Source organism: Actinomycetospora aurantiaca (assembly GCF_037401875.1).
Taxonomy (GTDB): Bacteria; Actinomycetota; Actinomycetes; order Mycobacteriales; family Pseudonocardiaceae; genus Actinomycetospora; species Actinomycetospora aurantiaca.
Genome location: NZ_JBBEGN010000004.1, coordinates 172,753 through 195,779 on the forward strand (window position 1 = coordinate 172,753; position 23,027 = coordinate 195,779).

General features: G+C 69.9%; 26 protein-coding genes. All 26 read right to left on the minus strand.

Annotated features, from left to right (window positions below):
• Positions 1 to 12: 12 nt before the first annotated feature.
• Positions 13 to 414 carry a 50S ribosomal protein L18 gene (gene rplR / locus WCD74_RS11235; protein ID WP_337694943.1) on the minus strand — a complete coding sequence of 134 codons (402 nt, stop codon included), beginning with the start codon at positions 412 to 414 and terminating at the stop codon, positions 13 to 15.
• Positions 414 to 950, minus strand: coding sequence for a 50S ribosomal protein L6 (gene rplF, locus WCD74_RS11240; protein WP_286051540.1), 537 nt, complete (start codon positions 948 to 950; stop codon positions 414 to 416). The genes rplR and rplF overlap by 1 nt, the downstream gene beginning before the upstream one ends.
• 19 nt (positions 951 to 969) lie before the next feature.
• Positions 970 to 1,368: a 30S ribosomal protein S8 gene (rpsH, locus tag WCD74_RS11245; protein WP_286051539.1), complete on the minus strand. Its 399-nt coding sequence runs from the start codon at positions 1,366 to 1,368 to the stop codon at positions 970 to 972.
• Entirely contained in the window at positions 1,365 to 1,607 is a 243-nt protein-coding gene (locus WCD74_RS11250) for a hypothetical protein (protein WP_337694944.1), read from the minus strand. The genes rpsH and WCD74_RS11250 overlap by 4 nt, the downstream gene beginning before the upstream one ends.
• Positions 1,604 to 1,789 (minus strand): type Z 30S ribosomal protein S14, encoded by a 186-nt coding sequence (locus WCD74_RS11255; protein ID WP_337694945.1) that lies wholly within the window; start codon positions 1,787 to 1,789, stop codon positions 1,604 to 1,606. The genes WCD74_RS11250 and WCD74_RS11255 overlap by 4 nt, the downstream gene beginning before the upstream one ends.
• Before the next feature lie 3 nt (positions 1,790 to 1,792).
• A complete protein-coding gene (rplE, locus tag WCD74_RS11260) occupies positions 1,793 to 2,353 on the minus strand; it encodes a 50S ribosomal protein L5 (protein WP_337694946.1) in 561 nt (186 codons plus the stop codon).
• Positions 2,353 to 2,673: a 50S ribosomal protein L24 gene (rplX, locus tag WCD74_RS11265; RefSeq protein ID WP_018330917.1), complete on the minus strand. Its 321-nt coding sequence runs from the start codon at positions 2,671 to 2,673 to the stop codon at positions 2,353 to 2,355. The genes rplE and rplX overlap by 1 nt, the downstream gene beginning before the upstream one ends.
• 4 nt (positions 2,674 to 2,677) lie before the next feature.
• Positions 2,678 to 3,046 carry a 50S ribosomal protein L14 gene (gene rplN, locus WCD74_RS11270; RefSeq protein WP_018330916.1) on the minus strand — a complete coding sequence of 123 codons (369 nt, stop codon included), beginning with the start codon at positions 3,044 to 3,046 and terminating at the stop codon, positions 2,678 to 2,680.
• A 64-nt stretch (positions 3,047 to 3,110) separates the two neighbouring features.
• Positions 3,111 to 3,449, minus strand: a complete 339-nt coding sequence (gene rpsQ, locus WCD74_RS11275) for a 30S ribosomal protein S17 (protein ID WP_286051536.1) — start codon at positions 3,447 to 3,449, stop codon at positions 3,111 to 3,113.
• Positions 3,446 to 3,682, minus strand: a complete 237-nt coding sequence (gene rpmC, locus WCD74_RS11280; protein ID WP_018330914.1) for a 50S ribosomal protein L29 — start codon at positions 3,680 to 3,682, stop codon at positions 3,446 to 3,448. The genes rpsQ and rpmC overlap by 4 nt, the downstream gene beginning before the upstream one ends.
• A complete protein-coding gene (gene rplP, locus WCD74_RS11285) occupies positions 3,682 to 4,098 on the minus strand; it encodes a 50S ribosomal protein L16 (RefSeq protein ID WP_337694947.1) in 417 nt (138 codons plus the stop codon). The genes rpmC and rplP overlap by 1 nt, the downstream gene beginning before the upstream one ends.
• A gap of 3 nt (positions 4,099 to 4,101) precedes the next feature.
• Positions 4,102 to 4,953, minus strand: a complete 852-nt coding sequence (gene rpsC / locus WCD74_RS11290; protein ID WP_337694948.1) for a 30S ribosomal protein S3 — start codon at positions 4,951 to 4,953, stop codon at positions 4,102 to 4,104.
• Positions 4,953 to 5,372 (minus strand): 50S ribosomal protein L22, encoded by a 420-nt coding sequence (gene rplV, locus WCD74_RS11295; RefSeq protein ID WP_337694949.1) that lies wholly within the window; start codon positions 5,370 to 5,372, stop codon positions 4,953 to 4,955. The genes rpsC and rplV overlap by 1 nt, the downstream gene beginning before the upstream one ends.
• 51 nt (positions 5,373 to 5,423) lie before the next feature.
• Positions 5,424 to 5,705 carry a 30S ribosomal protein S19 gene (gene rpsS / locus WCD74_RS11300; RefSeq protein ID WP_286051532.1) on the minus strand — a complete coding sequence of 94 codons (282 nt, stop codon included), beginning with the start codon at positions 5,703 to 5,705 and terminating at the stop codon, positions 5,424 to 5,426.
• A gap of 18 nt (positions 5,706 to 5,723) precedes the next feature.
• On the minus strand, positions 5,724 to 6,563 hold the full coding sequence (gene rplB, locus WCD74_RS11305; protein WP_337694950.1) for a 50S ribosomal protein L2: 840 nt from the start codon (positions 6,561 to 6,563) through the stop codon (positions 5,724 to 5,726).
• Between the two features lie 16 nt (positions 6,564 to 6,579).
• Positions 6,580 to 6,879: a 50S ribosomal protein L23 gene (rplW, locus tag WCD74_RS11310; RefSeq protein WP_286051530.1), complete on the minus strand. Its 300-nt coding sequence runs from the start codon at positions 6,877 to 6,879 to the stop codon at positions 6,580 to 6,582.
• The gene (gene rplD, locus WCD74_RS11315; protein WP_373696064.1) at positions 6,876 to 7,523 is read right to left on the minus strand and encodes a 50S ribosomal protein L4; all 648 of its coding nucleotides are present in this window, start codon (positions 7,521 to 7,523) and stop codon (positions 6,876 to 6,878) included. The genes rplW and rplD overlap by 4 nt, the downstream gene beginning before the upstream one ends.
• A gap of 212 nt (positions 7,524 to 7,735) precedes the next feature.
• Entirely contained in the window at positions 7,736 to 8,416 is a 681-nt protein-coding gene (gene rplC, locus WCD74_RS11320) for a 50S ribosomal protein L3 (protein WP_337694951.1), read from the minus strand.
• 8 nt (positions 8,417 to 8,424) lie between these two features.
• Positions 8,425 to 8,730, minus strand: a complete 306-nt coding sequence (gene rpsJ / locus WCD74_RS11325; protein WP_018177839.1) for a 30S ribosomal protein S10 — start codon at positions 8,728 to 8,730, stop codon at positions 8,425 to 8,427.
• A gap of 387 nt (positions 8,731 to 9,117) precedes the next feature.
• A complete protein-coding gene (gene tuf / locus WCD74_RS11330) occupies positions 9,118 to 10,311 on the minus strand; it encodes an elongation factor Tu (RefSeq protein WP_337694952.1) in 1,194 nt (397 codons plus the stop codon).
• A 192-nt stretch (positions 10,312 to 10,503) separates the two neighbouring features.
• Positions 10,504 to 12,606 (minus strand): elongation factor G, encoded by a 2,103-nt coding sequence (fusA, locus tag WCD74_RS11335; protein ID WP_286051527.1) that lies wholly within the window; start codon positions 12,604 to 12,606, stop codon positions 10,504 to 10,506.
• A 99-nt stretch (positions 12,607 to 12,705) separates the two neighbouring features.
• Positions 12,706 to 13,176, minus strand: a complete 471-nt coding sequence (gene rpsG / locus WCD74_RS11340; protein WP_286051526.1) for a 30S ribosomal protein S7 — start codon at positions 13,174 to 13,176, stop codon at positions 12,706 to 12,708.
• Between the two features lies 1 nt (position 13,177).
• Complete coding sequence (rpsL, locus tag WCD74_RS11345; protein ID WP_018330902.1) at positions 13,178 to 13,552, minus strand: 30S ribosomal protein S12; 375 nt, start codon at positions 13,550 to 13,552, stop codon at positions 13,178 to 13,180.
• A gap of 472 nt (positions 13,553 to 14,024) precedes the next feature.
• Positions 14,025 to 17,933: a DNA-directed RNA polymerase subunit beta' gene (locus tag WCD74_RS11350; RefSeq protein WP_337694953.1), complete on the minus strand. Its 3,909-nt coding sequence runs from the start codon at positions 17,931 to 17,933 to the stop codon at positions 14,025 to 14,027.
• Between the two features lie 84 nt (positions 17,934 to 18,017).
• Positions 18,018 to 21,500 (minus strand): DNA-directed RNA polymerase subunit beta, encoded by a 3,483-nt coding sequence (gene rpoB, locus WCD74_RS11355; RefSeq protein ID WP_337694954.1) that lies wholly within the window; start codon positions 21,498 to 21,500, stop codon positions 18,018 to 18,020.
• A 434-nt stretch (positions 21,501 to 21,934) separates the two neighbouring features.
• Positions 21,935 to 23,023, minus strand: coding sequence for a hypothetical protein (locus WCD74_RS11360; RefSeq protein ID WP_337694955.1), 1,089 nt, complete (start codon positions 23,021 to 23,023; stop codon positions 21,935 to 21,937).
• Between the last annotated feature and the right edge of the window lie 4 nt (positions 23,024 to 23,027).

A 23,027-nucleotide genomic window follows, 5' to 3' on the forward strand; every position in this document is an offset into this window, starting at 1 on the left:
TCGAGGGAGCCATCAGAAGGTCAGGCCCCCCTCGCGGGCCGCGTCGGCGAGCTGCGCGATGCGGCCGTGGTACCGGCGCCCGCCGCGGTCGAACACGACCGCGTCGATGCCGGCGCTCTTCGAACGGGAAGCGACCAGCTCGCCGACCTTGGCGGCCTGCGCCTTCTTGTCGCCCTCCAGCCCCCGCACGTCGGCCTCCATGCTGGAGGCGTGCGCGAGGGTGTGGCCGGCGAGGTCGTCGACCACCTGCGCGGTGATGTGCCGCGAGGAGCGGGTGACGACCAGACGCGGACGCTCGGCCGTGCCCTCCACCTTCTTGCGGAGGCGGGTGTGACGGCGGATGCGGCCGGTGCGCCGGGTCTCGGAGACGTTCTTCCCGACCTGGGTGCGCTTCTTCTCGGTGGTCTCAGCCATCACTTACCCGTCTTCCCGACCTTGCGGCGGATCTGCTCGCCGGCGTACCGCACGCCCTTGCCCTTGTAGGGGTCGGGCTTGCGCAGGCGGCGGATGTTGGCGGCGATCTGCCCGACGGCCTGCTTGTCGATGCCCTGCACCGAGAAGCGGGTCGGGTTCTCGACCGCGAACGTGATGCCCTCGGGCGCCTCGATCCGCACGGGGTGGCTGTAACCGAGGGCGAACTCGAGGGTGGAGCCCTTGAGCTGCACGCGGTAGCCGACGCCGTGGATCTCGAGCTTCCGCTCGAAGCCCTGCGTGACCCCGAGGACGAGGTTGTTCAGCAGCGAGCGGGAGAGCCCGTGCAACGACCGGTTCTCGCGCTCGTCGTTCGGCCGGGTGACCGAGAGGACACCGTCCTCGAGTCCGACCTCGATCGGGCGGTCGACGGTGTGGGTCAGGGTGCCCTTGGGCCCCTTCACGGTGACGTTCTGGCCCTCGACGGTGACGTCCACGCCGGACGGCACGGTGATCGGGGCCTTGCCGATGCGTGACATGGTTCGGTTCCCCTCTCCGCTACCAGACGAAGGCGAGGACTTCCCCGCCCATCCGTCGCTGGTAGGCCTGCCGGTCGGTCAGCAGACCCGAGGACGTCGAGATGATCGCGACGCCGAGGCCGCCGAGCACCCGGGGGAGCTCGGTGGACTTCGCGTAGACGCGCAGGCCCGGCTTCGAGATGCGCTTGATGCCGGCGATGCTGCGCTCGCGGTTCGGTCCGTACTTCAGGTCGACGACCAGGCTCTTGCCCACGGTCGCGTCCTCGCTGCGGTACCCGGCGATGTAGCCCTGCTCGAGCAGGACCTGCGCCACGTGGGCCTTCAGCTTGCTGTGCGGCATGGTCACGTTCTCGTGGAACGCCGAGTTGGCGTTCCGGATGCGCGTGAGCATGTCCGCGATGGGGTCGGTCATCGTCATCGCGACCAGGTCACCTTCCTCGCCGTGGTACCCCGGGTCGTCCGGCGGGCGGACGACCCCGTGGCGGGCCTGCGGCGTCCGGGGCGGGTCAAGTTGTTCGAACGGTGGTGCTCGTGGGACTCCGGGAGCAGGTGCTCGCGGTGGGCCACGCGCTGGATGAGCTCGAGCAGCTGCGGGTCGATCGGTCGGCCCGGCAGCTCCTCCTCGGTCACGGTCTCGGCCGTGTCGGGCGTGCTCACCACGAGGACTTGCTGACGCCCGGGAGCTCGCCCCGGTGCGCCATCTCGCGCAGGCAGACGCGGCAGAGCCCGAACTTGCGGAGCACCGCACGCGCGCGCCCGCAGCGGTTGCAGCGGGTGTAGCCGCGGACCTTGAACTTCGGGGTCTGCGCGGCCTTGTTGACCAGTGCCTTCTTCGCCATGGCTCAGTTCTCCCTGAACGGGAAGCCGAGGGCGCGCAGCAGGGCCCGGCCTTCCTCGTCGGTGGTCGCGGAGGTGACCACGGTGATGTCCATCCCCCGCGGCCGGTCGATCGAGTCCTGGTCGATCTCGTGGAACATCGTCTGGTCCGAGAGACCGAAGGTGTAGTTGCCCGACCCGTCGAACTGCTTCGGCGAGAGTCCGCGGAAGTCGCGAATGCGCGGGAGGCTGATCGAGACCAGGCGGTCCAGGAACTCCCACATGCGGGCACCGCGCAGCGTCGTGCGCGCCCCGATCGGCATGCCCTCGCGCAGCTTGAACTGCGCGATCGACTTGCGCGCCCGGCGGATCTCCGGCTTCTGGCCGGCGATCAGCGTGAGGTCGCGGACCGCGCCCTCCATCAGCTTGGAGTCCCGCGCGGCCTCGCCGACGCCCATGTTCACGACGACCTTGACGACGCCGGGCACGAGCATCGGGTTCGGGTAGTGGAACTGGTCCGTGAGCTCCTGACGGATCGCGTCCCGGTACCGCGCCTGCAGCCGAGGACGAGTCTCGGTGCTCGTCATCAGATGTCCTTCCCGTTGCGGCGCGAGACGCGCACGCGCTTCTGCTCACCCTCGCCGCCGTCGCGGTAGCCCACGCGGGTCGGCTTGCCGTCGGAGTCGACGACCATCACGTTCGAGACGTGGATGGCGGCCTCCTGCGTGACGATCCCGCCGGACTGCGCGCCCCGCTGGTTGGCGGACTGGGCGGTGTGCTTCTTGACCCGGCCGACGCCCTCGACGAGGACCTTGTCGCGGTCGGGGTAGGCCTGGATGACCTTGCCCTTCGCGCCCTTGTCCTTGCCGGCGATGACGAGGACCGTGTCGCCCTTCTTGACCTTCATCTGGCTACAGCACCTCCGGTGCGAGCGAGATGATCCGCATGAACCGCTTGTCGCGGAGCTCCCGGCCGACCGGGCCGAAGATGCGGGTCCCGCGCGGCTCGCGGTCGTTCTTGATGATCACCGCGGCGTTCTCGTCGAACTTGATGTACGAGCCGTCCGGGCGGCGCTTCTCCTTGACGGTGCGCACCACGACGGCCTTGACGACGTCCCCGCGCTTCACCCCGGAGGCCGGGATGGCCTCCTTGACGGTGGCCACGATGACGTCGCCGATGCCCGCGTAGCGGCGGGACGAGCCACCGAGCACACGGATGCACAGGATCTCCCTGGCACCCGTGTTGTCGGCGACCCGGAGTCGCGACTCCTGCTGGATCACTGCTTCTCTCCTGACCTTCCCGACGCCGGGCGTCGGATGGTTTCGATGTGGCCCCGAAGGGGTGCTACTTGGCCTTCTCGAGGATCTCGACGAGCCGCCACCGCTTGGTGGCCGAGAGCGGCCGGGTCTCCATGAGGAGCACGCGGTCGCCGGGGCCGGCGGTGTTGTTCTCGTCGTGCGCCTTGACCTTCTTGGTCCGGCGGATGACCTTCGAGTAGCGCGGGTGCTTCACCCGGTCCTCGAGGCTCACGACGATCGTCTTGGACATCTTGTCCGAGACGACCAGGCCCTCGCGGGTCTTGCGCAGGCCGCGGTCGTCGTTCCGCTCGCCCGGCTTCTGCTCGGCAGGGGCGTCGGCCTTGACCTCGCTGCGCACCTGCTCGCTGTCAGCGGCGCTGGTCATGCCGCCCCTTCCTCGTCGGGGGCCGCGGACAGACCGAGCTCACGCTCGCGCATCACCGTGTAGATGCGCGCGATGTCGTGGCGGACGGTCCGCAGCCGGCGGTTGTTGTCGAGCTGCCCGGTCGCCATCTGGAACCGGAGGTTGAACAGCTCGGCCTTCGCCTCACGGGCACGCGCGACGAGGTCCTCGGAGGACAGCTCGCGGAGCTCGCTGGCGGGGGTTCCCGCTGCCATCAGAACGCCTCCTCACGGGTGACGATGCGGCAGCGCATCGGCAGCTTGTGCTGCGCGCGACGCAGTGCCTCACGGGCGGTGGCCTCGTTGGGGTAGCTCATCTCGAACATGACCCGGCCCGGCTTCACGTTCGCGACCCACTTCTCCGGCGAGCCCTTGCCGGAACCCATGCGGGTCTCGGCGGGCTTCTTGGTCAGCGGGCGGTCCGGGAAGATGTTGATCCAGACCTTGCCGCCACGGCGGATGTGGCGGGTGATCGCGATACGGGCCGACTCGATCTGGCGGTTCGTCACGTAGCCGTGCTCGAGCGCCTGGATCCCGTAGTCGCCGAACGCCATCTGCGTGCCGCCCTTGGCGGCACCCGAGCGGTCGGGCCGGTGCTGCTTGCGGAACTTGACCCGGCGGGGCATCAGCATGGCTCAGGCCTCCGATCCGGTCGACGCCGGCGCGGTGGACGCGGACCCGGTCGAGCCCGCGGCCTGCTCGGCGGCGGCGCGCCCGGCCTCGGTGCCCGAGCCGGTCGTGCCGGAGGCGCCGGAGCGGCGGCCGCGGGGGCGGTCGTTGCCACCGCCGCCACCCCGGCCGCGACGCGGCTCGCGGGTCGCGGCGTCGAGGGCGGCCTGGCGCTCGGACTCGCGCTTGCCGCCGACGACGTCGCCCTTGTAGATCCAGACCTTCACGCCGATGCGGCCGAAGTTGGTCCGCGCCTCGAACAGGCCGTAGTCGATCTCCGCGCGCAGCGTGTGCAGCGGCACGCGCCCCTCGCGGTAGAACTCCGAGCGGGACATCTCGGCGCCGCCGAGCCGGCCGGAGCACTGCACCCGGATGCCCTTGACGCCCGGCGAGCGCATGGCCGACTGCATGGCCTTGCGCATCGCGCGACGGAACGACACGCGGTTGGACAGCTGCTCCGCGACGCCCTGCGCCACGAGCTGCGCGTCCGCCTCGGCGCCCTTGACCTCGAGGATGTTCAGCTGGACCTGCTTGCCGGTCAGCTTCTCGAGGTTGCCGCGCAGGCGGTCGGCCTCCGCGCCGCGGCGACCGATGACGATCCCCGGGCGGGCGGTGTGGATGTCCACGCGCACCCGGTCGCGGGTGCGCTCGATCTCGACCTTGGAGATGCCGGCCCGCTCCATGCCCTTGGAGAGCATGCGGCGGATCTTGACGTCCTCGGCCACGTAGTCGGCGTACTGCTTGTCGGCGTACCACCGGGACTTCCAGTCCGTGGTGATGCCCAGACGGAACCCGTGCGGGTTGATCTTCTGACCCATCAGCGGGTCCTTCCCTTCGAGCGCCGGCGACCGCCCCGGTCCGCGTCGGTCACGGAGGTGACCTCGACGGTGATGTGGCTGGTCCGCTTGCGGATGCGGTACGCACGCCCCTGAGCGCGGGGCTGGAACCGCTTCATGGTCGGGCCCTCGTCCACCGTGATCGTCGAGATGACGAGGGTGGAGGGGTCCAGGTCGAAGTTGTTCTCGGCGTTCGCCACCGCGCTCGCGACGAGCTTGGCCACCGGCGTCGCGGCGGACTGCTCGGCGAACCGCAGCACCGACGCGGCCTGGCCGACGGGCATGCCCCGGACCAGGTCCACGACGCGGCGGACCTTCATCGGCGACATGCGCACGTAGCGCGCCCGAGCCACGGCGGAACGCGGGGTCCCGTCCGTGTCGGTGTCGGCTGGTGCAGACATCGTTCGTCTACCTTCCTGGTTTCGCGGGTGGTGACCGTCGGGTGTCGTCGCCTAGCGGCGACGGGACCGGCGGTCCTCCTTGACGTGCCCGCGGAACGTGCGGGTCGGGGCGAACTCGCCGAGCTTGTGCCCGACCATGGCCTCCGAGACGAAGACCGGGACGTGCTTGCGACCGTCGTGCACGGCCAGCGTGTGGCCGAGCATGTCCGGGATGATCGTCGACCGGCGCGACCAGGTCTTGATGACCGACTTCCGGTTCGAGTCGTTCAGCGCGTCGACCTTCTTGAGCAGGTGGTCGTCGACGAACGGCCCCTTTTTGACACTGCGTGGCATCGCTGTCTCCCTCCTGCTCTATCGCTTCTTGTTCTTGCCGGTACGCCGGCGGCGCACGATCATGCGGTCGCTCTCCTTGCGGCCGCGGGTGCGGCCCTCCGGGGTACCGGCCGGGTTCACCGGGTGGCGGCCACCGGAGGTCTTGCCCTCACCGCCACCGTGCGGGTGGTCGACCGGGTTCATGGCGACACCGCGCACCGTCGGGCGCTTGCCGCGCCAGCGGTTGCGGCCCGCCTTGCCCCAGTTGATGTTCGAGTGCTCGGCGTTGCCGACCTCGCCGATCGTCGCGCGGCAGCGGACGTCGACGTTGCGGATCTCGCCGGACGGCATGCGGAGCTGGGCGTACGGCCCGTCCTTGGCCACCAACTGCACCCGCGCGCCGGCCGACCGCGCGATCTTCGCGCCGCCACCGGGGCGGAGCTCGATCGCGTGGATCACGGTGCCGGTGGGGATGTTGCGCAGCGGCAGGTTGTTGCCCGGCTTGATGTCGGCGCGGGCACCGCTCTCCACCGCGTCGCCCTGGCCCAGCCGCTCCGGCGCGATGATGTAGCGCTTCTCGCCGTCGGCGTAGTGCAGCAGGGCGATGCGCGCGCTGCGGTTCGGGTCGTACTCGATGTGCGCGACCTTGGCCGGCACGCCGTCCTTGTCGTTCCGGCGGAAGTCGATCAGCCGGTAGGCGCGCTTGTGGCCCCCGCCCTGGTGCCGGGTGGTGATCCGGCCCGTGGCGTTGCGGCCGCCCTTGTTGTGCAGCGGGCGGATCAGCGACTTCTCCGGGTGGTCGCGCGTGATCTCGGCGAAGTCCGAGACGCTCGCGCCACGCCGCCCGGCGGTCGTCGGCTTGTACCTACGGATTCCCATTGGTCAGCTAGCTCCCTCAGGCCCCGGGCCCGCCGAAGACGTCGATCGTCCGGCTCTCCGGCGTCACGGTGACCACGGCGCGCTTGGTGTCCTTGCGCTTGCCGACGCCGCGGCGGGAACGCTTGCGCTTCCCCTCGCGGTTGAGCGTGTTCACGCTCGCCACCGTCACGTCGAAGATCTGCTGCACGGCGATCTTGATCTGGGTCTTGTTCGCGTCCGGGCGCACCAGGAACGTGTATTGGCGCTCCTCGAGAAGGCCGTAGCTCTTCTCCGAGATCACCGGCGCGAGGATGACGTCGCGCGGGTCCGCGATCACTGGTCGACCTCCTCGGCACCCGCGGTGCGGGTGCTGACGAACGCGTCGAGCGCCGCCGACGTGAAGACCACGTCGTCCGCGCGGAGCACGTCGTAGGTGTTGAGCTGGTCCGGCGTCAGCAGGTGCACCGTCGGCAGGTTCGCGACGCTGCGACGCGCGGCCTCGTCGCCGCGTGCGACGACCGCCAGCACCTTCTGGTGCTCACGGCTCGGGGTGATGACGCCCTCGAGCGCCGCCCGGGCGCCCTTGGTCGACGGCGCGGTGCCGTCCACCAGCGCCGAGAAGACGTGGATCCGCTCGTGGCGGGCCCGGTCGGACAGCGCGCCGCGCAGGGCCGCCGCCTTCATCTTCTTCGGCGTCCGCTGCGAGTAGTCCCGCGGCGTCGGCCCGTGGACCGTGCCGCCGCCGGTGAACTGCGGGGCGCGCGTCGAGCCCTGGCGGGCGCGGCCGGTGCCCTTCTGGCGGTACGGCTTCTTGCCGCCGCCGCGGACCTCGCCCCGGGTCTTGGTGTCGTGCGTGCCCTGGCGGGCCGCCGCGAGCTGGGCGGTGACCACCTGGTGCATCAGCGCGGTGTTCGCCGGGGCGTCGAAGAGCTCCGCGGGGAGCTCGACGGTGCCGTCGGTGCCGCCGGTCGGCGTGTGCACCGGCACGCTGCGGGTCTCCCCGGTCGCCGCCGCGGTCTGCGCGTCGTGCCGCGCGGTCCGCCGCGCCTCGCCGGCGGAGAAGCCGCGGCGCCGGGCGACCCGCAGGGTCGCGGTGGCGGCCGCCGTCGACGAGGACGTGCCCGCGTCGACCGTCTCGGCCGCGTCGGGGCCCTCGGTGTCGGTCACGCCGGGCGTGTGTCCGTCAGGGGTGCTCACTGCTGGTCACCGCCCTTCTTGGCAGCAGAGGTGACGAGGACGAGGCCGCCGCGCGGGCCGGGGACGGCGCCGCGGATGAGCAGCAGACCCGCGTCGGCGTCCACACCGTGGACGGTCAGGTTCTGCGTGGTCGTCCGGACGTTGCCCATCCGGCCGGCCATGCGGGTGCCCTTGAAGACGCGGGCCGGGGTGGCGCAGCCGCCGATCGAGCCGGGCGAGCGGTGCTTGCGCTGCGTGCCGTGGCTCGCGCCGAGGCCGCCGAAGCCGTGCCGCTTCATGACGCCCGCGGTGCCCTTGCCCTTGCTGGTGGCCGAGACGTCGACGACCGCGCCGGCGGCGAACGCCTCGGCGGTGACCTCCTGGCCGACCTCGTAGGCCGAGGCGTCGGAGGTCCGGAGCTCGACGAGGTGGCGCCGCGGGGTGACGCCGGCCTTGGCGAAGTGGCCGGTCTCCGGCTTGTTCACCTTGCGCGGGTCGATGGCGCCGAAGGCGATCTGGACCGCGTTGTAGCCGTCGATCGAGGGGGTCCGCACCTGCGTGACGACACAGGGGCCCGCCTTGACCACGGTGACGGGGACGACGCGGTTCGCCTCGTCGAACACCTGGGTCATGCCGACCTTGGTGCCGAGGACGCCGCGCATCTGCCTCTCGTTGCTGCGGAGAGGGTCTGCAGACATGCCGGACCTCACTGGATGTTGACGTCGACGCTCGCCGGCAGGTCGATGCGCATGAGCGCGTCCACCGTCTTGGGCGTCGGGTCGACGATGTCGATCAGTCGCTTGTGGGTGCGCATCTCGAAGTGCTCGCGCGAGTCCTTGTACTTGTGCGGCGAGCGGATGACGCAGTAGACGTTCTTCTCCGTCGGCAGCGGCACCGGACCGACGACCGAGGCACCGGTGCGCGTCACGGTCTCGACGATCTTGCGAGCCGACGCGTCGATGGCCTCGTGGTCGTAGGCCTTGAGCCTGATGCGGATCTTCTGTCCCGCCATGTGGCTTGCCGTTCCTCTTCTCGTCTCGACCGGCACCAGGCTGGCGACCCGGTCGCTCCGCGCGACGACCCCGTGGACCTCGTCCGGTTCACGCGGTCGGGCGTGTCGACCCTGTCGGCTGGCGCGCCCCGGACGTTGGTCGCTCCGCGGCTTCAGGCCTTCGCTGTGCGCTCGGACCCCGCTGTTCATGGTGTGTCCGTCCCGCGTCCCGCTCCCGGAGGAGGTTCGGCGGCACGGTGGCCCGGCCTCGCGACCGGACCCAGGTCCTCGACGGACCCCGCTCACGCCGGGGCGGCCGGCTCGATACCGATTGAGCCGACCGCCCGGGCAAGCAACCCGACAAGTGTCGCACGCGCCGTACGGCGCGCCGACACCGGGGTGGTGGTGCTACTTCTGGATCTTCGTGACCTGGCCCGCGCCCACGGTCCGGCCACCCTCACGGATGGCGAACTGGAGGCCCTCCTCCATGGCGATGGGCTGGATCAGCTGGACGGACATCTCGGTGTTGTCACCGGGCATGACCATCTCGGTGCCCTCCGGCAGCGTCACGACGCCGGTGACGTCGGTCGTCCGGAAGTAGAACTGCGGGCGGTAGTTGTTGAAGAACGGCGTGTGCCGCCCGCCCTCGTCCTTGCCCAGGATGTAGACCTGGCCCTCGAACTCGGTGTGCGGGGTGATCGAGCCCGGCTTGCAGATGACCATGCCGCGCTCGACGTCCTCGCGCTTGATGCCGCGCACGAGCAGGCCGACGTTGTCGCCGGCGCGCCCCTCGTCGAGCAGCTTGCGGAACATCTCGATGCCGGTGGCGGTGGTCTTGGTCGACTTCGCGCGGATGCCGACGATCTCCACCTCCTCGTTCACCTTGACGATGCCGCGCTCGACGCGGCCGGTGACGACGGTGCCGCGGCCGGTGATCGTGAAGACGTCCTCGACGGGCATGAGGAACGGCTTCTCGGTGTCGCGCTCCGGCGAGGGGATGGCCTCGTCGACGGCGTCCATGAGGCTGACGATCGCGTCGGCCCACTCGGCGTCGCCCTCGAGGGCCTTGAGCGCCGAGACCCGGACGACCGGGAGGTCGTCGCCGGGGAAGTCCTGCGAGGACAGCAGCTCGCGGACCTCCATCTCGACGAGCTCCATGATCTCCTCGTCGTCGACCATGTCGGCCTTGTTCAGCGCGACGACGATGTAGGGCACGCCGACCTGGCGGGCGAGCAGCACGTGCTCGCGGGTCTGCGGCATCGGGCCGTCGGTGGCGGCCACGACCAGGATGGCGCCGTCCATCTGGGCGGCACCGGTGATCATGTTCTTCACGTAGTCGGCGTGCCCGGGGCAGTCGACGTGCGCGTAGTGCCGGTTCTCGGTCTGGTACTCGACGTGCGCGATCGAGATCGTGATGCCGCGCTGGCGCTCTTCCGGCGCCTTGTCGATCATGTCGAACGCGGACGCCTGGTTGAGGTCCGGGTACTTGTCGTGCAGGACCTTGGTGATGGCCGCGGTCAGCGTCGTCTTGCCGTGGTCGATGTGACCGATGGTGCCGATGTTGACGTGCGGCTTGGTCCGCTCGAACTTGGCCTTCGCCACTGCTCTCGTCCTCCTGGACTTTCTGGGTCAGTCGTCGCCGTGGATCGGCGGTCGTACGTCGGTCGTGCGGTCCTCTGGTGGGCTGACGCTCAGGTGGAGGACCCGAGGTGACCTCACGAGGCTAACGGGGACGGATCCCCCGCCTCACCGCGGCCCGTCCTCCGGGGTCCGGACTCGGGGCCGCGGCGGTGCTCACTCGCCGGTCACCTTGGCGATGATCTCCTTGGCGACGCTCGCCGGGACCTCGCCGTAGGAGTCGAACTGCATGGAGTAGTTCGCCCGACCCTGGGTCTTCGACCGCAGGTCGCCGACGTAGCCGAACATCTCCGAGAGCGGCACGACCGCCTTGACGATCCGGTTGCCGCTGCGCTCCTCCATGGCCTGGATCTGGCCACGGCGGGAGTTCAGGTCGCCGATGACGTCGCCCATGTAGTCCTCGGGCGTCGACACCTCGACGGCCATCAGGGGCTCGAGGATGGCGGGGTCCGCCTTGCGGGCCGCCTCCTTGAGCGCCATCGAGCCGGCCACCTTGAACGCCATCTCCGACGAGTCGACCTCGTGGTACTGACCGTCGAGCAGCGTCAGGCGCAGGCCCGTCATCGGGTAGCCGGCCAGGATGCCGTACTGCATGGCGTCCTGGGCGCCGGCGTCGACCGACGGGATGTACTCGCGCGGCACGCGACCGCCGGTGACCTTGTTGACGAACTCGTAGAGCGCGCCGTCCTCGGTCTTCTCCATCGGCTCGAGCGCGATGATGACGCGCGCGAACTGCCCGGAGCCGCCGGTCTGCTTCTTGTGCGTGTACTCGAACTTCTCCACCGGCCGGCGGATGGTCTCCTTGTAGGCGACCTGCGGCTTGCCGATGTTGGCCTCGACCTTGAAGTCCGACTTCATCCGGTTGACCAGCACCTCGAGGTGGAGCTCGCCCATCCCCTTGATGATGGTCTGGCCGGTCTCCTCGTCGCGGGCGACCTGGAAGGTCGGGTCCTCGTCGGAGAGACGCTGGATGGCGGTGGAGAGCTTCTCCTGGTCGGCCTTCGACTTCGGCTCGATCGCGACCTCGATGACCGGCGTCGGGAACACCATCGACTCGAGGATGACCGGGTTCTGCGGGTCGCAGAGGGTGTCACCCGTCGTGGTGTCCTTCAGCCCGACGACCGCGTAGATGTGGCCCGCCATGGCCTCGTCGACCGGGTTCTCCTTGTTGGAGTGCATCTGGAAGACCTTCCCGATGCGCTCCTTCCGGTCCTTGGTCGAGTTGATCATCTGCGCGCCCGAGGCGATCTTGCCCGAGTAGACGCGGATGTACGTGAGCTTCCCGTAGAACGGGTGGCTCATGATCTTGAAGGCCAGCGCGGCGAAGGGCTCCTCGGTGCTGGCGCGACGGACCACGGGGGTCTCGCCGTCGAGCAGCGTCCCCTCGACCGGCTTCACGTCGACCGGGGCGGGCAGGTAGGCGATGACCGCGTCGAGCATGGGCTGGACGCCCTTGTTCTTGTACGCGGTCCCGCACAGCACGGGGTTGTACTCGCTGGTGACCGTCACGGCTCGGATGCCGTGCTCGATCTCCTCGACCGAGATCTCCTCGCCGGCGAAGTAGCGCTCCATGAGCGCCTCGTCGTTCTCGGCGATGGCCTCCATGAGCGCCTCGCGGTACTCGGCGGCCTGTTCGGCGTACTCCGCCGGGATCTCCTCGATCGCGTAGTCCTCGCCCTTCTGCACCTCACCGCGCCAGGTCAGCGCACGCATGCGGACCAGGTCGATGACGCCGTAGAACTCGGACTCGACACCCATCGGCAGCTGCAGGACCAGCGGCTTCGCGTGCAGCCGGTCCTTGATCGTCTGCACCGTGAAGTAGAAGTCGGCGCCCAGCTTGTCCATCTTGTTGACGAAACAGATGCGCGGGACGTCGTAGGTGTCGGCCTGCCGCCACACCGTCTCCGACTGCGGCTCGACACCCTCCTTGGCGTCGAACACCGCGACCGCACCGTCGAGGACGCGCAGGTTGCGCTCGACCTCGATGGTGAAGTCGACGTGCCCGGGGGTGTCGATGATGTTGAGCTGGTGGTCCTTCCAGAAGGTCGTCGTCGCGGCGGACGTGATCGTGATGCCGCGCTTCTGCTCCTCCTCCATCCAGTCCATCGTGGCCGCGCCGTCGTGGACCTCACCGATCTTGTAGTTGATGCCGGTGTAGTAGAGGATGCGCTCGGTCGTGGTGGTCTTGCCCGCGTCGATGTGGGCCATGATCCCGAAGTTGCGGACCTTGCCCAGGTCGGTCAGCACGTCGCGTGCCACGGAATTTCCTCTTCCCGTCGGGTCGTCGCCGCGGGTCCCGCGGCGGGATGGTTCGCGACGGCGGGTGCCCCCGGCGGTTCGCACCGGGGGCACACCGCGTCACCAGCGGTAGTGCGCGAAGGCCTTGTTCGACTCGGCCATCTTGTGGGTGTCCTCGCGGCGCTTGACCGCAGCGCCCAGGCCGTTCGAGGCGTCGAGGAGCTCGTTGGTGAGCCGCTCGACCATGGTCTTCTCGCGGCGCGCCCGCGCGTAGGTGATCAGCCAGCGCAGCCCGAGCGTCGTCGAGCGGCCGGCGCGCACCTCGATCGGCACCTGGTAGGTCGCGCCACCGACGCGGCGGCTGCGGACCTCGAGGGCCGGCTTCACGTTGTCCAGCGCACGCTTCAGCGTGACGACCGGGTCGGCGCCGTTGCGCTCGCGGCAGCCCTCGAGGGCGCCGTAGACGATGCGCTCGGCCAGCGATCGCTTGCCGTCGACGAGCACCTTGTTCACCAGCTGCGTCACCAGCGGGGCCCCGTAGACGGGGTCGGCGACCAGCGGACGCTTCGGAGCGGGTCCCTTGCGCGGCATGTCAGCCCTTGTCCTTCTTCGTCCCGTAGCGGCTGCGGGCCTGCTTGCGGTTCTTGACCGCCTGCGTGTCCAGCGCGCCGCGGATGATCTTGTAGCGAACGCCCGGCAGGTCCTTCACACGACCGCCGCGCACGAGCACGATCGAGTGCTCCTGCAGGTTGTGGCCCTCGCCCGGGATGTACGCGGTGACCTCGATCTGGTTCGAGAGGCGCACGCGCGCGACCTTGCGGAGCGCGGAGTTCGGCTTCTTCGGGGTGGTCGTGTACACGCGGGTGCAGACACCCCGCCGCTGCGGGCTGCCCTTGAGTGCCGCGGTCTTGGTCTTCTCGACCTTGTCCTCGCGGCCCCGGCGGACCAACTGCTGAATGGTGGGCATTCGTTCCTCTGGCTCGTGTCCTGCTCGAACTTCGTCGTCGTCGGTGTCGTGGCCCCGTCGCGGGGCCGGGCGTGTCGGCGAGAGCCGTGGGCAGCCCTCACACTCGACACCGCCGACGCGTCCGGTCGACGCCGCGCGCCCGTCGGGCGGGCGCAGCGCGACGACCCGATCACGTCGGGCACCGGAGACGATACCCGGCGTTGACGCCAGGGTTCGCAGGTGGGTCCGGATCCGCGCCCCCGGAGACTCGGAGACGTCCTCGACGGACCACTCGTGCCCTCGAAGGCCGACCAGGACCTCCATATCGACGACGACAGCCACCACGTCGTCGAACGGGCTCGCCGCAGACTACACCACCGGCGTCTCCGGGCAGCACAACGCGTCGTCGGGGAGCGGCATTCCCCTCTCGCGACGACGCCCCCGCCCGGAGGACCGGGCGGGGGCGTCGGGTCGTGCGGGACGCGGACTCAGGTCAGCGGTACTGGCCGAAGTCGTAGTCGTCGAGCGGGACGGCCACGCCGCTGCCGCTGCCGAACACGTCCGGCGAGTAGTACCCGTCGTCGTAGCTCGGCAGGGCGTACGCCGCGGCGCGCGCCTCCTCGGTCGGCTGCACCTGGATGTTCCGGTACCGGTTGATGCCGGTGCCGGCCGGGATCAGCTTGCCGATGATCACGTTCTCCTTCAGCCCCACGAGGCTGTCGGACTTCCCCTCGATCGCGGCGTTCGTGAGGATGCGGGTCGTCTCCTGGAACGACGCCGCCGAGAGCCACGACTCGGTGGCCAGCGAGGCCTTCGTGATGCCCATGAGCACCGGACGCCCCGCCGCCGGGTCGCCGCCCTCGGCGACGACCTTGCGGTTCTGGCCCTCGAACTCCGCGCGGTCCACGACGCCGCCGGGCAGGAACTCCGTCGCGCCCGAGTCGATGATCGTCACCCGGCGCAGCATCTGCCGGACGATGACCTCGATGTGCTTGTCGTGGATCGACACGCCCTGCGAGCGGTAGACCTTCTGGACCTCGTCGACGAGGTGCAGCTGCACCTCGCGGGGGCCCATGACGCGCAGGATCTCGTGCGGGTCGGCGGTGCCCTCGAGCAGCTGCTGCCCGACGTCGACGTGGTCGCCGTCCTGCAGCGGGCGCTCGGTGCCGTCCACGGTCAGCGTCGCGAGGCGCTGGCGCTTGGACAGCTTGTCGTAGACGACCTCCTCGCTCCCGTCGTCCGGGATGAGGGTGATCTTCCAGAACTTGTCGCCGTCCTCGAGCTGGATGCGCCCGTCGACGTCTGCGATCGGCGCCTTGCCCTTGGGCACGCGGGCCTCGAAGACCTCCTGCACACGGGGCAGACCGGTCGTGATGTCCTCGCCGGCCACGCCACCCTGCTTGAAGGTGCGCATGGTCAGCTGCGTGCCGGGCTCACCGATCGACTGCGCGGCGACGATGCCGACGGCCTCGCCGACGTCCACGAGCTGCCCGGTCGCGAGCGACCGGCCGTAGCACATCGCGCAGACACCCTGCGCCGAGTCGCAGGTCAGGACGCTGCGCACCCGGACCTTGCCGATGCCGTGGGCGATCAGCGAGTCGATCGCCTGCTGCCCGATGTCGCCGCCCTTCTCCAGGACGACGTTGCCCTCGGAGTCGGTGACCGCCGAGGCCGCGGTGCGGGTGTACACGCTGGTGTCGACGTGCACGTCGCGCACGAGGCCGGTCGGGGTCTCTTCGGCGATCGGCATCGGGACACCGCGCTCGGTGCCGCAGTCGACCTCGCGGACGATGACGTCCTGCGAGACGTCGACCAGACGCCGGGTCAGGTAGCCCGAGTCCGCCGTCCGCAGCGCGGTGTCGGCGAGACCCTTGCGGGTGCCGTGGGTCGAGATGAAGTACTCGACCACCGTGAGGCCCTCGCGGTAGTTCGCCTTGATCGGGCGCGGGATGAACTCGCCCTTCGGGTTCGCCACCAGGCCCTTGATGCCGGCGAGCTGCCGGATCTGGGTCATGTTGCCGGCCGCGCCGGACTCGACGATGCGGCGAATGGAGTTGTCCTCGGGGAACTGGTCCTCCATCGCCTTCGCCACCTCCTCGGTGGCCTGGCCCCAGATGCGCACCATCTCGTCGTTGCGCTCCTGGTAGGAGAGCGCACCGCGCTGGTAGCGCTTGTTGACCTGCTCGGCCCGCTCCTCGTACCCCTCGAGGATCTGCGGCTTGTTCGCCGGCACGACGACGTCGTCCATGGCGACCGTGACGCCCGAGCGCGTGGCCCAGTGGAAGCCGGCGTCCTTGAGCCGGTCCAGGGTCATCGCGACCTCGGTCATCGAGTAGCGCTCGGCGAGGTCGTTGATGATCGCCGCCTGCCGCTTCTTGGGCAGCAGGTCGTCGACGAAGGGGTAGTCCTCGGGCAGGAGCTCGTTGAAGAGCACCCGGCCCAGCGTGGTGTCCGCGAGCCACGGCGTGCCGGGCTCGTGGTCTTCGCCGACCATGCCCGGGCCGGGCACGACGTCGCCCGAGAGCCGGATCCGGCACGGCGCCTGCAGGTGCAGCGTCCCCAGGTCGTAGGCCATGATCGCCTCGGCCGGCGACGAGTAGGCGTTGCCCTCGCCGTCGGAGCCCGGACGCTTCGTCGTCAGGTAGTACAGGCCCGTGACCATGTCCAGACGCGGCATGGCCAGCGGCTTGCCCGACGCCGGCGAGAGGATGTTGTTCGCCGACAGCATGAGGATGCGGGCCTCGGCCTGCGCCTCCGCCGACAGCGGCAGGTGGACCGCCATCTGGTCACCGTCGAAGTCGGCGTTGAAGGCCTCGCACACCAGCGGGTGGAGCTGGATGGCCTTGCCCTCGACCAGCTGCGGCTCGAAGGCCTGGATGCCGAGGCGGTGCAGCGTGGGCGCCCGGTTCAGCATCACCGGGTGCTCGTTGATGACCTCCTCGAGCACGTCCCAGACCTGGCCGCGCTGACGCTCGACCATCCGCTTGGCGGACTTGATGTTCTGGGCGTGGTTGAGGTCGACCAGCCGCTTCATGACGAACGGCTTGAACAGCTCGAGCGCCATCTGCTTGGGCAGGCCGCACTGGTGCAGCTTGAGCTGCGGGCCGACCACGATGACCGAGCGGCCGGAGTAGTCGACGCGCTTGCCGAGCAGGTTCTGACGGAACCGGCCCTGCTTGCCCTTGAGCAGGTCGGACAGCGACTTGAGCGGGCGGTTGCCCGGCCCGGTCACCGGCCGGCCGCGGCGGCCGTTGTCGAACAGCGCGTCGACGGCCTCCTGCAGCATCCGCTTCTCGTTGTTGACGATGATCTCGGGCGCACCGAGGTCGATCAGTCGCTTGAGGCGGTTGTTGCGGTTGATGACCCGGCGGTACAGGTCGTTGAGGTCCGAGGTGGCGAAGCGGCCACCGTCGAGCTGCACCATCGGGCGCAGGTCCGGCGGGATGACCGGGACGCAGTCGAGCACCATGCCGCCGGGACGGTTCCCGGTGGCCTGGAACGCCGCGACGACCTTGAGCCGCTTGAGCGCGCGCAGCTTGCGCTGCCCCTTGCCCGACCGGATCGTCTCGCGGAGGTTCTCGGCCTCGGCGTCGATGTCGAAGGTCTCCAGCAGCTTCTGGATCGCCTCGGCACCCATGGCGCCGGTGAAGTAGTCCGCGTAGCGGTCGTAGAGCTCGCGGTAGAGCGACTCGTCCTGGATGAGCTGCCCGCGGTCGAGCTTCGCGAAGGTGTCCCACACCTCCTGGAGGCGGTCGAGCTCGCGCTGCGCACGGTCGCGCAGCTGACGCATCTCGCGCTCGCCGCCCTCCTTGACCTTGCGGCGCACGTCGGACTTCGCGCCCTCGGCCTCGAGCTCGGCGATGTCGTTCTCGAGCTTCTGCGCGCGGGCCTCGAGGTCGTTGTCGCGCTGGGTCTCCAGGCGCTTGCGCTCCCCGGCGATCTCGTTCTCGAGCGTCGAGGAGTCGTTGTGGCGCTGCTCGGTGTTCACGTCGGTGATCACGTACGCGGCGAAGTAGATGATCTTCTCGAGATCCTTCGGCGCGAGGTCGAGCAGGTAGCCCAGGCGCGAGGGGACGCCCTTGAAGTACCAGATGTGCGTGACGGGCGCGGCCAGCTCGATGTGGCCCATCCGCTCACGGCGCACCTTGGCGCGGGTCACCTCGACGCCGCAGCGCTCACAGATGATGCCCTTGAAGCGGACGCGCTTGTACTTGCCGCAGTAGCACTCCCAGTCCCGCGTCGGACCGAAGATCTTCTCGCAGAAGAGTCCGTCCTTCTCGGGCTTGAGCGTGCGGTAGTTGATGGTCTCGGGCTTCTTGACCTCGCCGAAGGACCACTGCCGGATGTCGTCGGCGGTGGCCAGACCGATCCGGAGCTCGTCGAAGAAGTTGACGTCGAGCAAAGGTTCTCCCCTGGATGGGTGAGCTGATTTCTCTAGAAGGTCCGTGGGGCCGGCCCCGGCAACGCCGAGGCCGGCCGGCGAGCGCTAGTTGACGACGTCGTCCACGGAGGGCGACTCGTTGCGCGAGAGGTTGATCCCGAGGTTCGCCGCGGCGCGCTCGAGGTCCTCGTCGTCGCCGTCGCGCATCTCGATGGCGGCACCGTCCGAGGACAGCACCTCCACGTTGAGGCACAGCGACTGGAGCTCCTTGAGCAGCACCTTGAACGACTCGGGGATGCCGGGCTCGGGGATGTTCTCGCCCTTGACGATCGCCTCGTAGACCTTGACGCGACCGAGCACGTCGTCGGACTTGATCGTCAGCAGCTCCTGCAGCGTGTACGCCGCGCCGTAGGCCTGCATCGCCCAGCACTCCATCTCGCCGAAGCGCTGGCCACCGAACTGCGCCTTACCGCCCAGCGGCTGCTGGGTGATCATCGAGTACGGGCCGGTGGACCGGGCGTGGATCTTGTCGTCCACCAGGTGCAGCAGCTTCAGGATGTACATGTAGCCGACCGCGATCTGGTGCGGGTACGGCTCGCCGGTCCGTCCGTCGAAGATCTGCGCCTTGCCGTCCTCGCCGACCAGCCGGACGCCGTCGCGGTTGGGCAGCGTCGAACCGAGCAGCCCCGAGATCTCGGTCTGCCGCGCGCCGTCGAACACCGGGGTGGCGGTGTTCGTGTCGGGCGCGACGTAGCGCATGTCGTCGGGGAGGTTCACGGCCCACTCGGCGGTGTTGTCCGCGTCGACCTCCCAGCCGCTCTTCGCGATCCACCCGAGGTGGGTCTCGAGCACCTGGCCGATGTTCATGCGTCGCGGCACGCCGTGGGTGTTCAGGACGATGTCGACCGGGGTCCCGTCGGCGAGGAACGGCATGTCCTCGACCGGCAGGATCTTGCCGATGACGCCCTTGTTGCCGTGGCGGCCGGCGAGCTTGTCGCCCTCGGAGATCTTGCGCTTCTGGGCCACGTAGACCCGGACCAGCTCGTTGACGCCGGGCGGGAGCTCGTCGTCGTCGTCGCGGGAGAAGACGCGGATGCCGATGACCTTGCCGGTCTCGCCGTGCGGGACCTTGAGCGACGTGTCGCGGACCTCGCGGGCCTTCTCACCGAAGATGGCGCGCAGCAGGCGCTCCTCCGGGGTCAGCTCGGTCTCGCCCTTGGGCGTGACCTTCCCGACCAGGATGTCGCCGTCGGCCACCTCGGCCCCGATGCGGATGATGCCGCGCTCGTCGAGGTCGGCCAGGACCTCCTCGGAGACGTTCGGGATGTCCCGGGTGATCTCCTCGGCGCCGAGCTTCGTGTCGCGGGCGTCGATCTCGTGCTCCTCGATGTGGATCGAGGTCAGGACGTCGTCCTGCACGAGCCGCTGCGACAGGATGATCGCGTCCTCGTAGTTGTGCCCCTCCCACGGCATGATCGCCACGAGCAGGTTCTTGCCCAGGGCCATCTCACCGTCCTCGGTGCACGGCCCGTCGGCGAGGACCTGGCGGGCCTCGACGCGGTCGCCCTCGGAGACGATCGGCTTCTGGTTGATGCACGTGCCCTGGTTGGAGCGCGTGAACTTGTGCAGCCGGTGCGTCTCGCGCTGGCCGTCGTCGTCCATGATCGTGATGTAGTCGGCGCAGAGCTCCTCGACCACACCCGGACGGTCCGCGGCGATGACGTCGCCCGCGTCCACCGCGGCGCGCAGCTCCATCCCGGTGCCGACGAGCGGCGACTCGGACCGCAGCAGCGGCACCGACTGACGCTGCATGTTCGCGCCCATGAGGGCGCGGTTGGCGTCGTCGTGCTCGAGGAACGGGATCATCGCCGTCGCGACCGACACCATCTGGCGCGGCGAGACGTCCATGTAGTCGACGCGGGTCGGCGCGATGAGGTCGACGTCGCCACCCTTGCGGCGGACCAGGACGCGGTCGTCCTGGAACCGGCCGTCGTCGTCCAGCGGCGCGTTGGCCTGCGCGACGACGAAGCGGTCCTCCTCGTCGGCCGTGAGGTAGTCGATCTGGTCGATGACGACCCCGTCGACGACCTTGCGGTACGGCGTCTCGATGAAGCCGAACGGGTTGACCCGCGCGAAGCTCGACAGCGACCCGATCAGGCCGATGTTCGGGCCCTCCGGGGTCTCGATCGGGCACATGCGGCCGTAGTGCGACGGGTGGACGTCGCGGACCTCCATGCCGGCGCGCTCACGGGACAGACCGCCCGGGCCCAGCGCGGAGAGCCGGCGCTTGTGCGTCAGCCCGGCGAGCGGGTTGGTCTGGTCCATGAACTGCGAGAGCTGGGAGGTGCCGAAGAACTCCTTGATCGCCGCCACGACGGGACGGATGTTGATCAGGGTCTGCGGCGTGATCGCCTCGACGTCCTGGGTCGTCATGCGCTCGCGGACGACGCGCTCCATCCGGGACAGACCCACGCGGATCTGGTTCTGGATGAGCTCGCCGACCGTGCGCAGGCGCCGGTTGCCGAAGTGGTCGATGTCGTCGGTCTCGACCGGGATCGTGTCACCGTTCTCGGCCGCCACCTCGGTCTCCCCCGCGTGCAGGCGCACGAGGTAGGAGATCGTCTGGATGATGTCGTCCTCGGTCAGCGTGCCGGTCGACGGCTCGACCTCGAGGCCCAGCTTCTTGTTGACCTTGTAGCGGCCGACCTTCGCGAGGTCGTAGCGCTTGTCCTTGAAGAACAGGTTCTCCAGGAGCGTCTGCGCCGACTCGCGCGTCGGCGGCTCGCCCGGACGCAGCTTGCGGTAGATGTCGAGCAGGGCCTCGTCCTGCCCGGCGGTGGCGTCCTTCTCCAGCGTGGCGAGCAGCGTCTCGGAGAAGGAGAACTTCTCCTGGATCTGCTCGGTGGTCCACCCGAGGGCCTTCAGCAGCACGGTCACCGGCTGGCGACGCTTGCGGTCGATGCGGACACCGACGGTGTCGCGCTTGTCGACGTCGAACTCCAGCCACGCGCCGCGGCTCGGGATGATCTTGACGCTGAAGACGTCCTTGTCCGTCGTCTTGTCGACGGTGCGGTCGAAGTACACACCCGGCGAACGCACGAGCTGCGACACGACGACGCGCTCGGTGCCGTTGATGATGAACGTGCCCTTGTCGGTCATCACGGGGAAGTCGCCCATGAAGACCGTCTGGGACTTGATCTCACCGGTGGTGTTGTTGGTGAACTCGGCCGTCACGAAGAGCGGGGCCGAGTAGGTCATGTCCTTGTCCTTGCACTCCTCGACGGAGGCCTTCACCTCGTCGAAGCGCGGGTCGGAGAAGGACAGCGACATCGAACCGGAGAAGTCCTCGATCGGAGAGATCTCCGCGAGGACCTCCTCCAGGCCGCCGACCGGGGAGTCCTCGCCCGCGTCCACGCGGCGCTCGAACCATTCCTCACTGCCGACCAGCCACTCGAAGGACTTGGTCTGCAGGTCGAGGAGGTCGGGGACCTCCAGCGGCTGGTCGAGCTTGGCGAAGGAGACCCGCAGAGGGGCCCCGGGGAAAGAAGCGTGGTGGTTCGAGGACCTGGTGGCGCGGGTAACTGCCAAGATGCGTCCTTCCGGAACAACGCTGTCTGACGCTGTCAGTAGCTTCGTCCGCCTGAGACGCAGCGCAGTGCCCCGGGCGGCCGGATCGCGCGGCCGATCGGGGGTCCACGGATGACGTGGGCACACGTGAAGGCAGCGCGATCCGACAGTCTAGCCACAGGCCCGACACGTGTCGAACGCCCCCCTCCGTGACGCGCCTGCGGGGGCCGGTCCGTGGGGGCCGGGCCCGACCGCGGGGTCGGACGTCGGGGGTCTCGCGCTGGGAACAGAGTGACCGGTGACCACGCTCGCGTCAAGTCCGACGCGCCCCCGGCCTGACCGCACCCGCCGGTGTTCCGCCGCAGGTCAGAGCCACCCCAGACACGACCGAGCCCGGGAGACGACCCCATCGTGGGGTTCGCCTCCCGGGCTCGGGGGCGTGCGCGGGTGCGCGATCAGACCGGCGTGAGCTCGCTGAGCTTCCAGCGGCCGTCCTCCTTGACGACCTGCACCGTGAGCAGACCGGGGGCGTTCGTGGTCTGCCCGTTGGTCGTGCGCTCGGCGGTGAACTGCACCAGCGCGAGGAGCGTGGCGCGGTCGCCGGAGAGCTGCTGCACGCCGATGTTGAGCACGCTCGCGGTCTGGCGGAGCTTCTGGTCGGTGGCCGGCCTGCGGATGGTCTGCTCGAACACCGCCAGGTACTGCGAGCCGAACTCGCCGGTCGCCTGCGTCCGCACCGCGTTCACGGAGTCGTCGAGCTTGGTGAAGTCGTAGGACAGGATCTGCTCGATCGCCGTCCGGGACTGCCCGACGACCTCGGCGGTGCCGCCGACGTCGACCACGGCCTGGTTGGCGTACGGGGTGCCCTCCGCACGGTCGGCGAGGGCCGCGACGAGGGCCCAGGTCCCCAGGCCGAGGCTCAGCACGAGCACGACCACCAGGGTCGTGACGAGCCGCTTCGGGGTGGCGCCGAGCGCGGCGACGGGACGCGTGGTCGACGCGAGGGCCCGGGCGAGCCGGGACGGGCCGGCCTCGGTGCCGGGCCGGGACGGCCGCGCCGGCGCCGGGCGGTCCAGCACGGCCGTGCCGCCGCGGCGGCCGGTCGGGGCGGCCGCCGCCGACGGCGCGGCGGGGGTCATCGTGCGCCCGGTGCGGCGGCCCTTCGGCGTCGGCCGGGACGGCGCGTCGCCGGCGTCGTCCGGGTCGACCGAGTCGTCCGGGTCGCCCGAGGTGTTCGCGACGACGGGCGTGCCGGCCGCCGAGGCGGGCCCGTCCGTCGTGGCCGGCTGGTCCGTCGCGGCCGACGCGGTCGTTGCGGTCGTTGCGGTCGGCTCGTCGTCCGGGGCCGACGTGGCGTCCCCCTCGACGGCCTCCGGCGCGGGGCCCGGCTCGACGGCCTCGTGGTCGACGACGTCGTCGGTGGCCCGGTCGGCGACGGGGGACTCCGAGGTCACTCCCCGGCGGCGCGGGTCACGCAGGCCGGCGACCTTCGGGCGGCGGCCGGCCGGGGCGGTGGTCGTGGTGGCGCGGGTACGGGGCGGCATCGAC

Coding starts and splice junctions, on each gene's coding strand:
- rplR (WP_337694943.1), bottom strand. CDS start 414: ATGGCTGAGACCACCGAGAAGAAGCGCACCCAGGTCGGGAAGAACGTC.
- rplF (WP_286051540.1), bottom strand. CDS start 950: ATGTCACGCATCGGCAAGGCCCCGATCACCGTGCCGTCCGGCGTGGAC.
- rpsH (WP_286051539.1), bottom strand. CDS start 1,368: ATGACGATGACCGACCCCATCGCGGACATGCTCACGCGCATCCGGAAC.
- WCD74_RS11255 (WP_337694945.1), bottom strand. CDS start 1,789: ATGGCGAAGAAGGCACTGGTCAACAAGGCCGCGCAGACCCCGAAGTTC.
- rplE (WP_337694946.1), bottom strand. CDS start 2,353: ATGACGAGCACCGAGACTCGTCCTCGGCTGCAGGCGCGGTACCGGGAC.
- rplX (WP_018330917.1), bottom strand. CDS start 2,673: ATGAAGGTCAAGAAGGGCGACACGGTCCTCGTCATCGCCGGCAAGGAC.
- rpsQ (WP_286051536.1), bottom strand. CDS start 3,449: ATGACCAGCGCCGCTGACAGCGAGCAGGTGCGCAGCGAGGTCAAGGCC.
- rpmC (WP_018330914.1), bottom strand. CDS start 3,682: ATGGCAGCGGGAACCCCCGCCAGCGAGCTCCGCGAGCTGTCCTCCGAG.
- rplP (WP_337694947.1), bottom strand. CDS start 4,098: ATGCTGATGCCCCGCCGGGTCAAGTTCCGCAAGCAGCACCGGCCCGAC.
- rpsC (WP_337694948.1), bottom strand. CDS start 4,953: ATGGGTCAGAAGATCAACCCGCACGGGTTCCGTCTGGGCATCACCACG.
- rplV (WP_337694949.1), bottom strand. CDS start 5,372: ATGTCTGCACCAGCCGACACCGACACGGACGGGACCCCGCGTTCCGCC.
- rpsS (WP_286051532.1), bottom strand. CDS start 5,705: ATGCCACGCAGTGTCAAAAAGGGGCCGTTCGTCGACGACCACCTGCTC.
- rplB (WP_337694950.1), bottom strand. CDS start 6,563: ATGGGAATCCGTAGGTACAAGCCGACGACCGCCGGGCGGCGTGGCGCG.
- rplC (WP_337694951.1), bottom strand. CDS start 8,416: ATGTCTGCAGACCCTCTCCGCAGCAACGAGAGGCAGATGCGCGGCGTC.
- rpsJ (WP_018177839.1), bottom strand. CDS start 8,730: ATGGCGGGACAGAAGATCCGCATCAGGCTCAAGGCCTACGACCACGAG.
- rpsG (WP_286051526.1), bottom strand. CDS start 13,176: ATGCCGCGCAAGGGACCCGCTCCGAAGCGTCCGCTGGTCGCCGACCCC.
- rpsL (WP_018330902.1), bottom strand. CDS start 13,552: ATGCCCACCATTCAGCAGTTGGTCCGCCGGGGCCGCGAGGACAAGGTC.
- WCD74_RS11360 (WP_337694955.1), bottom strand. CDS start 23,023: ATGCCGCCCCGTACCCGCGCCACCACGACCACCGCCCCGGCCGGCCGC.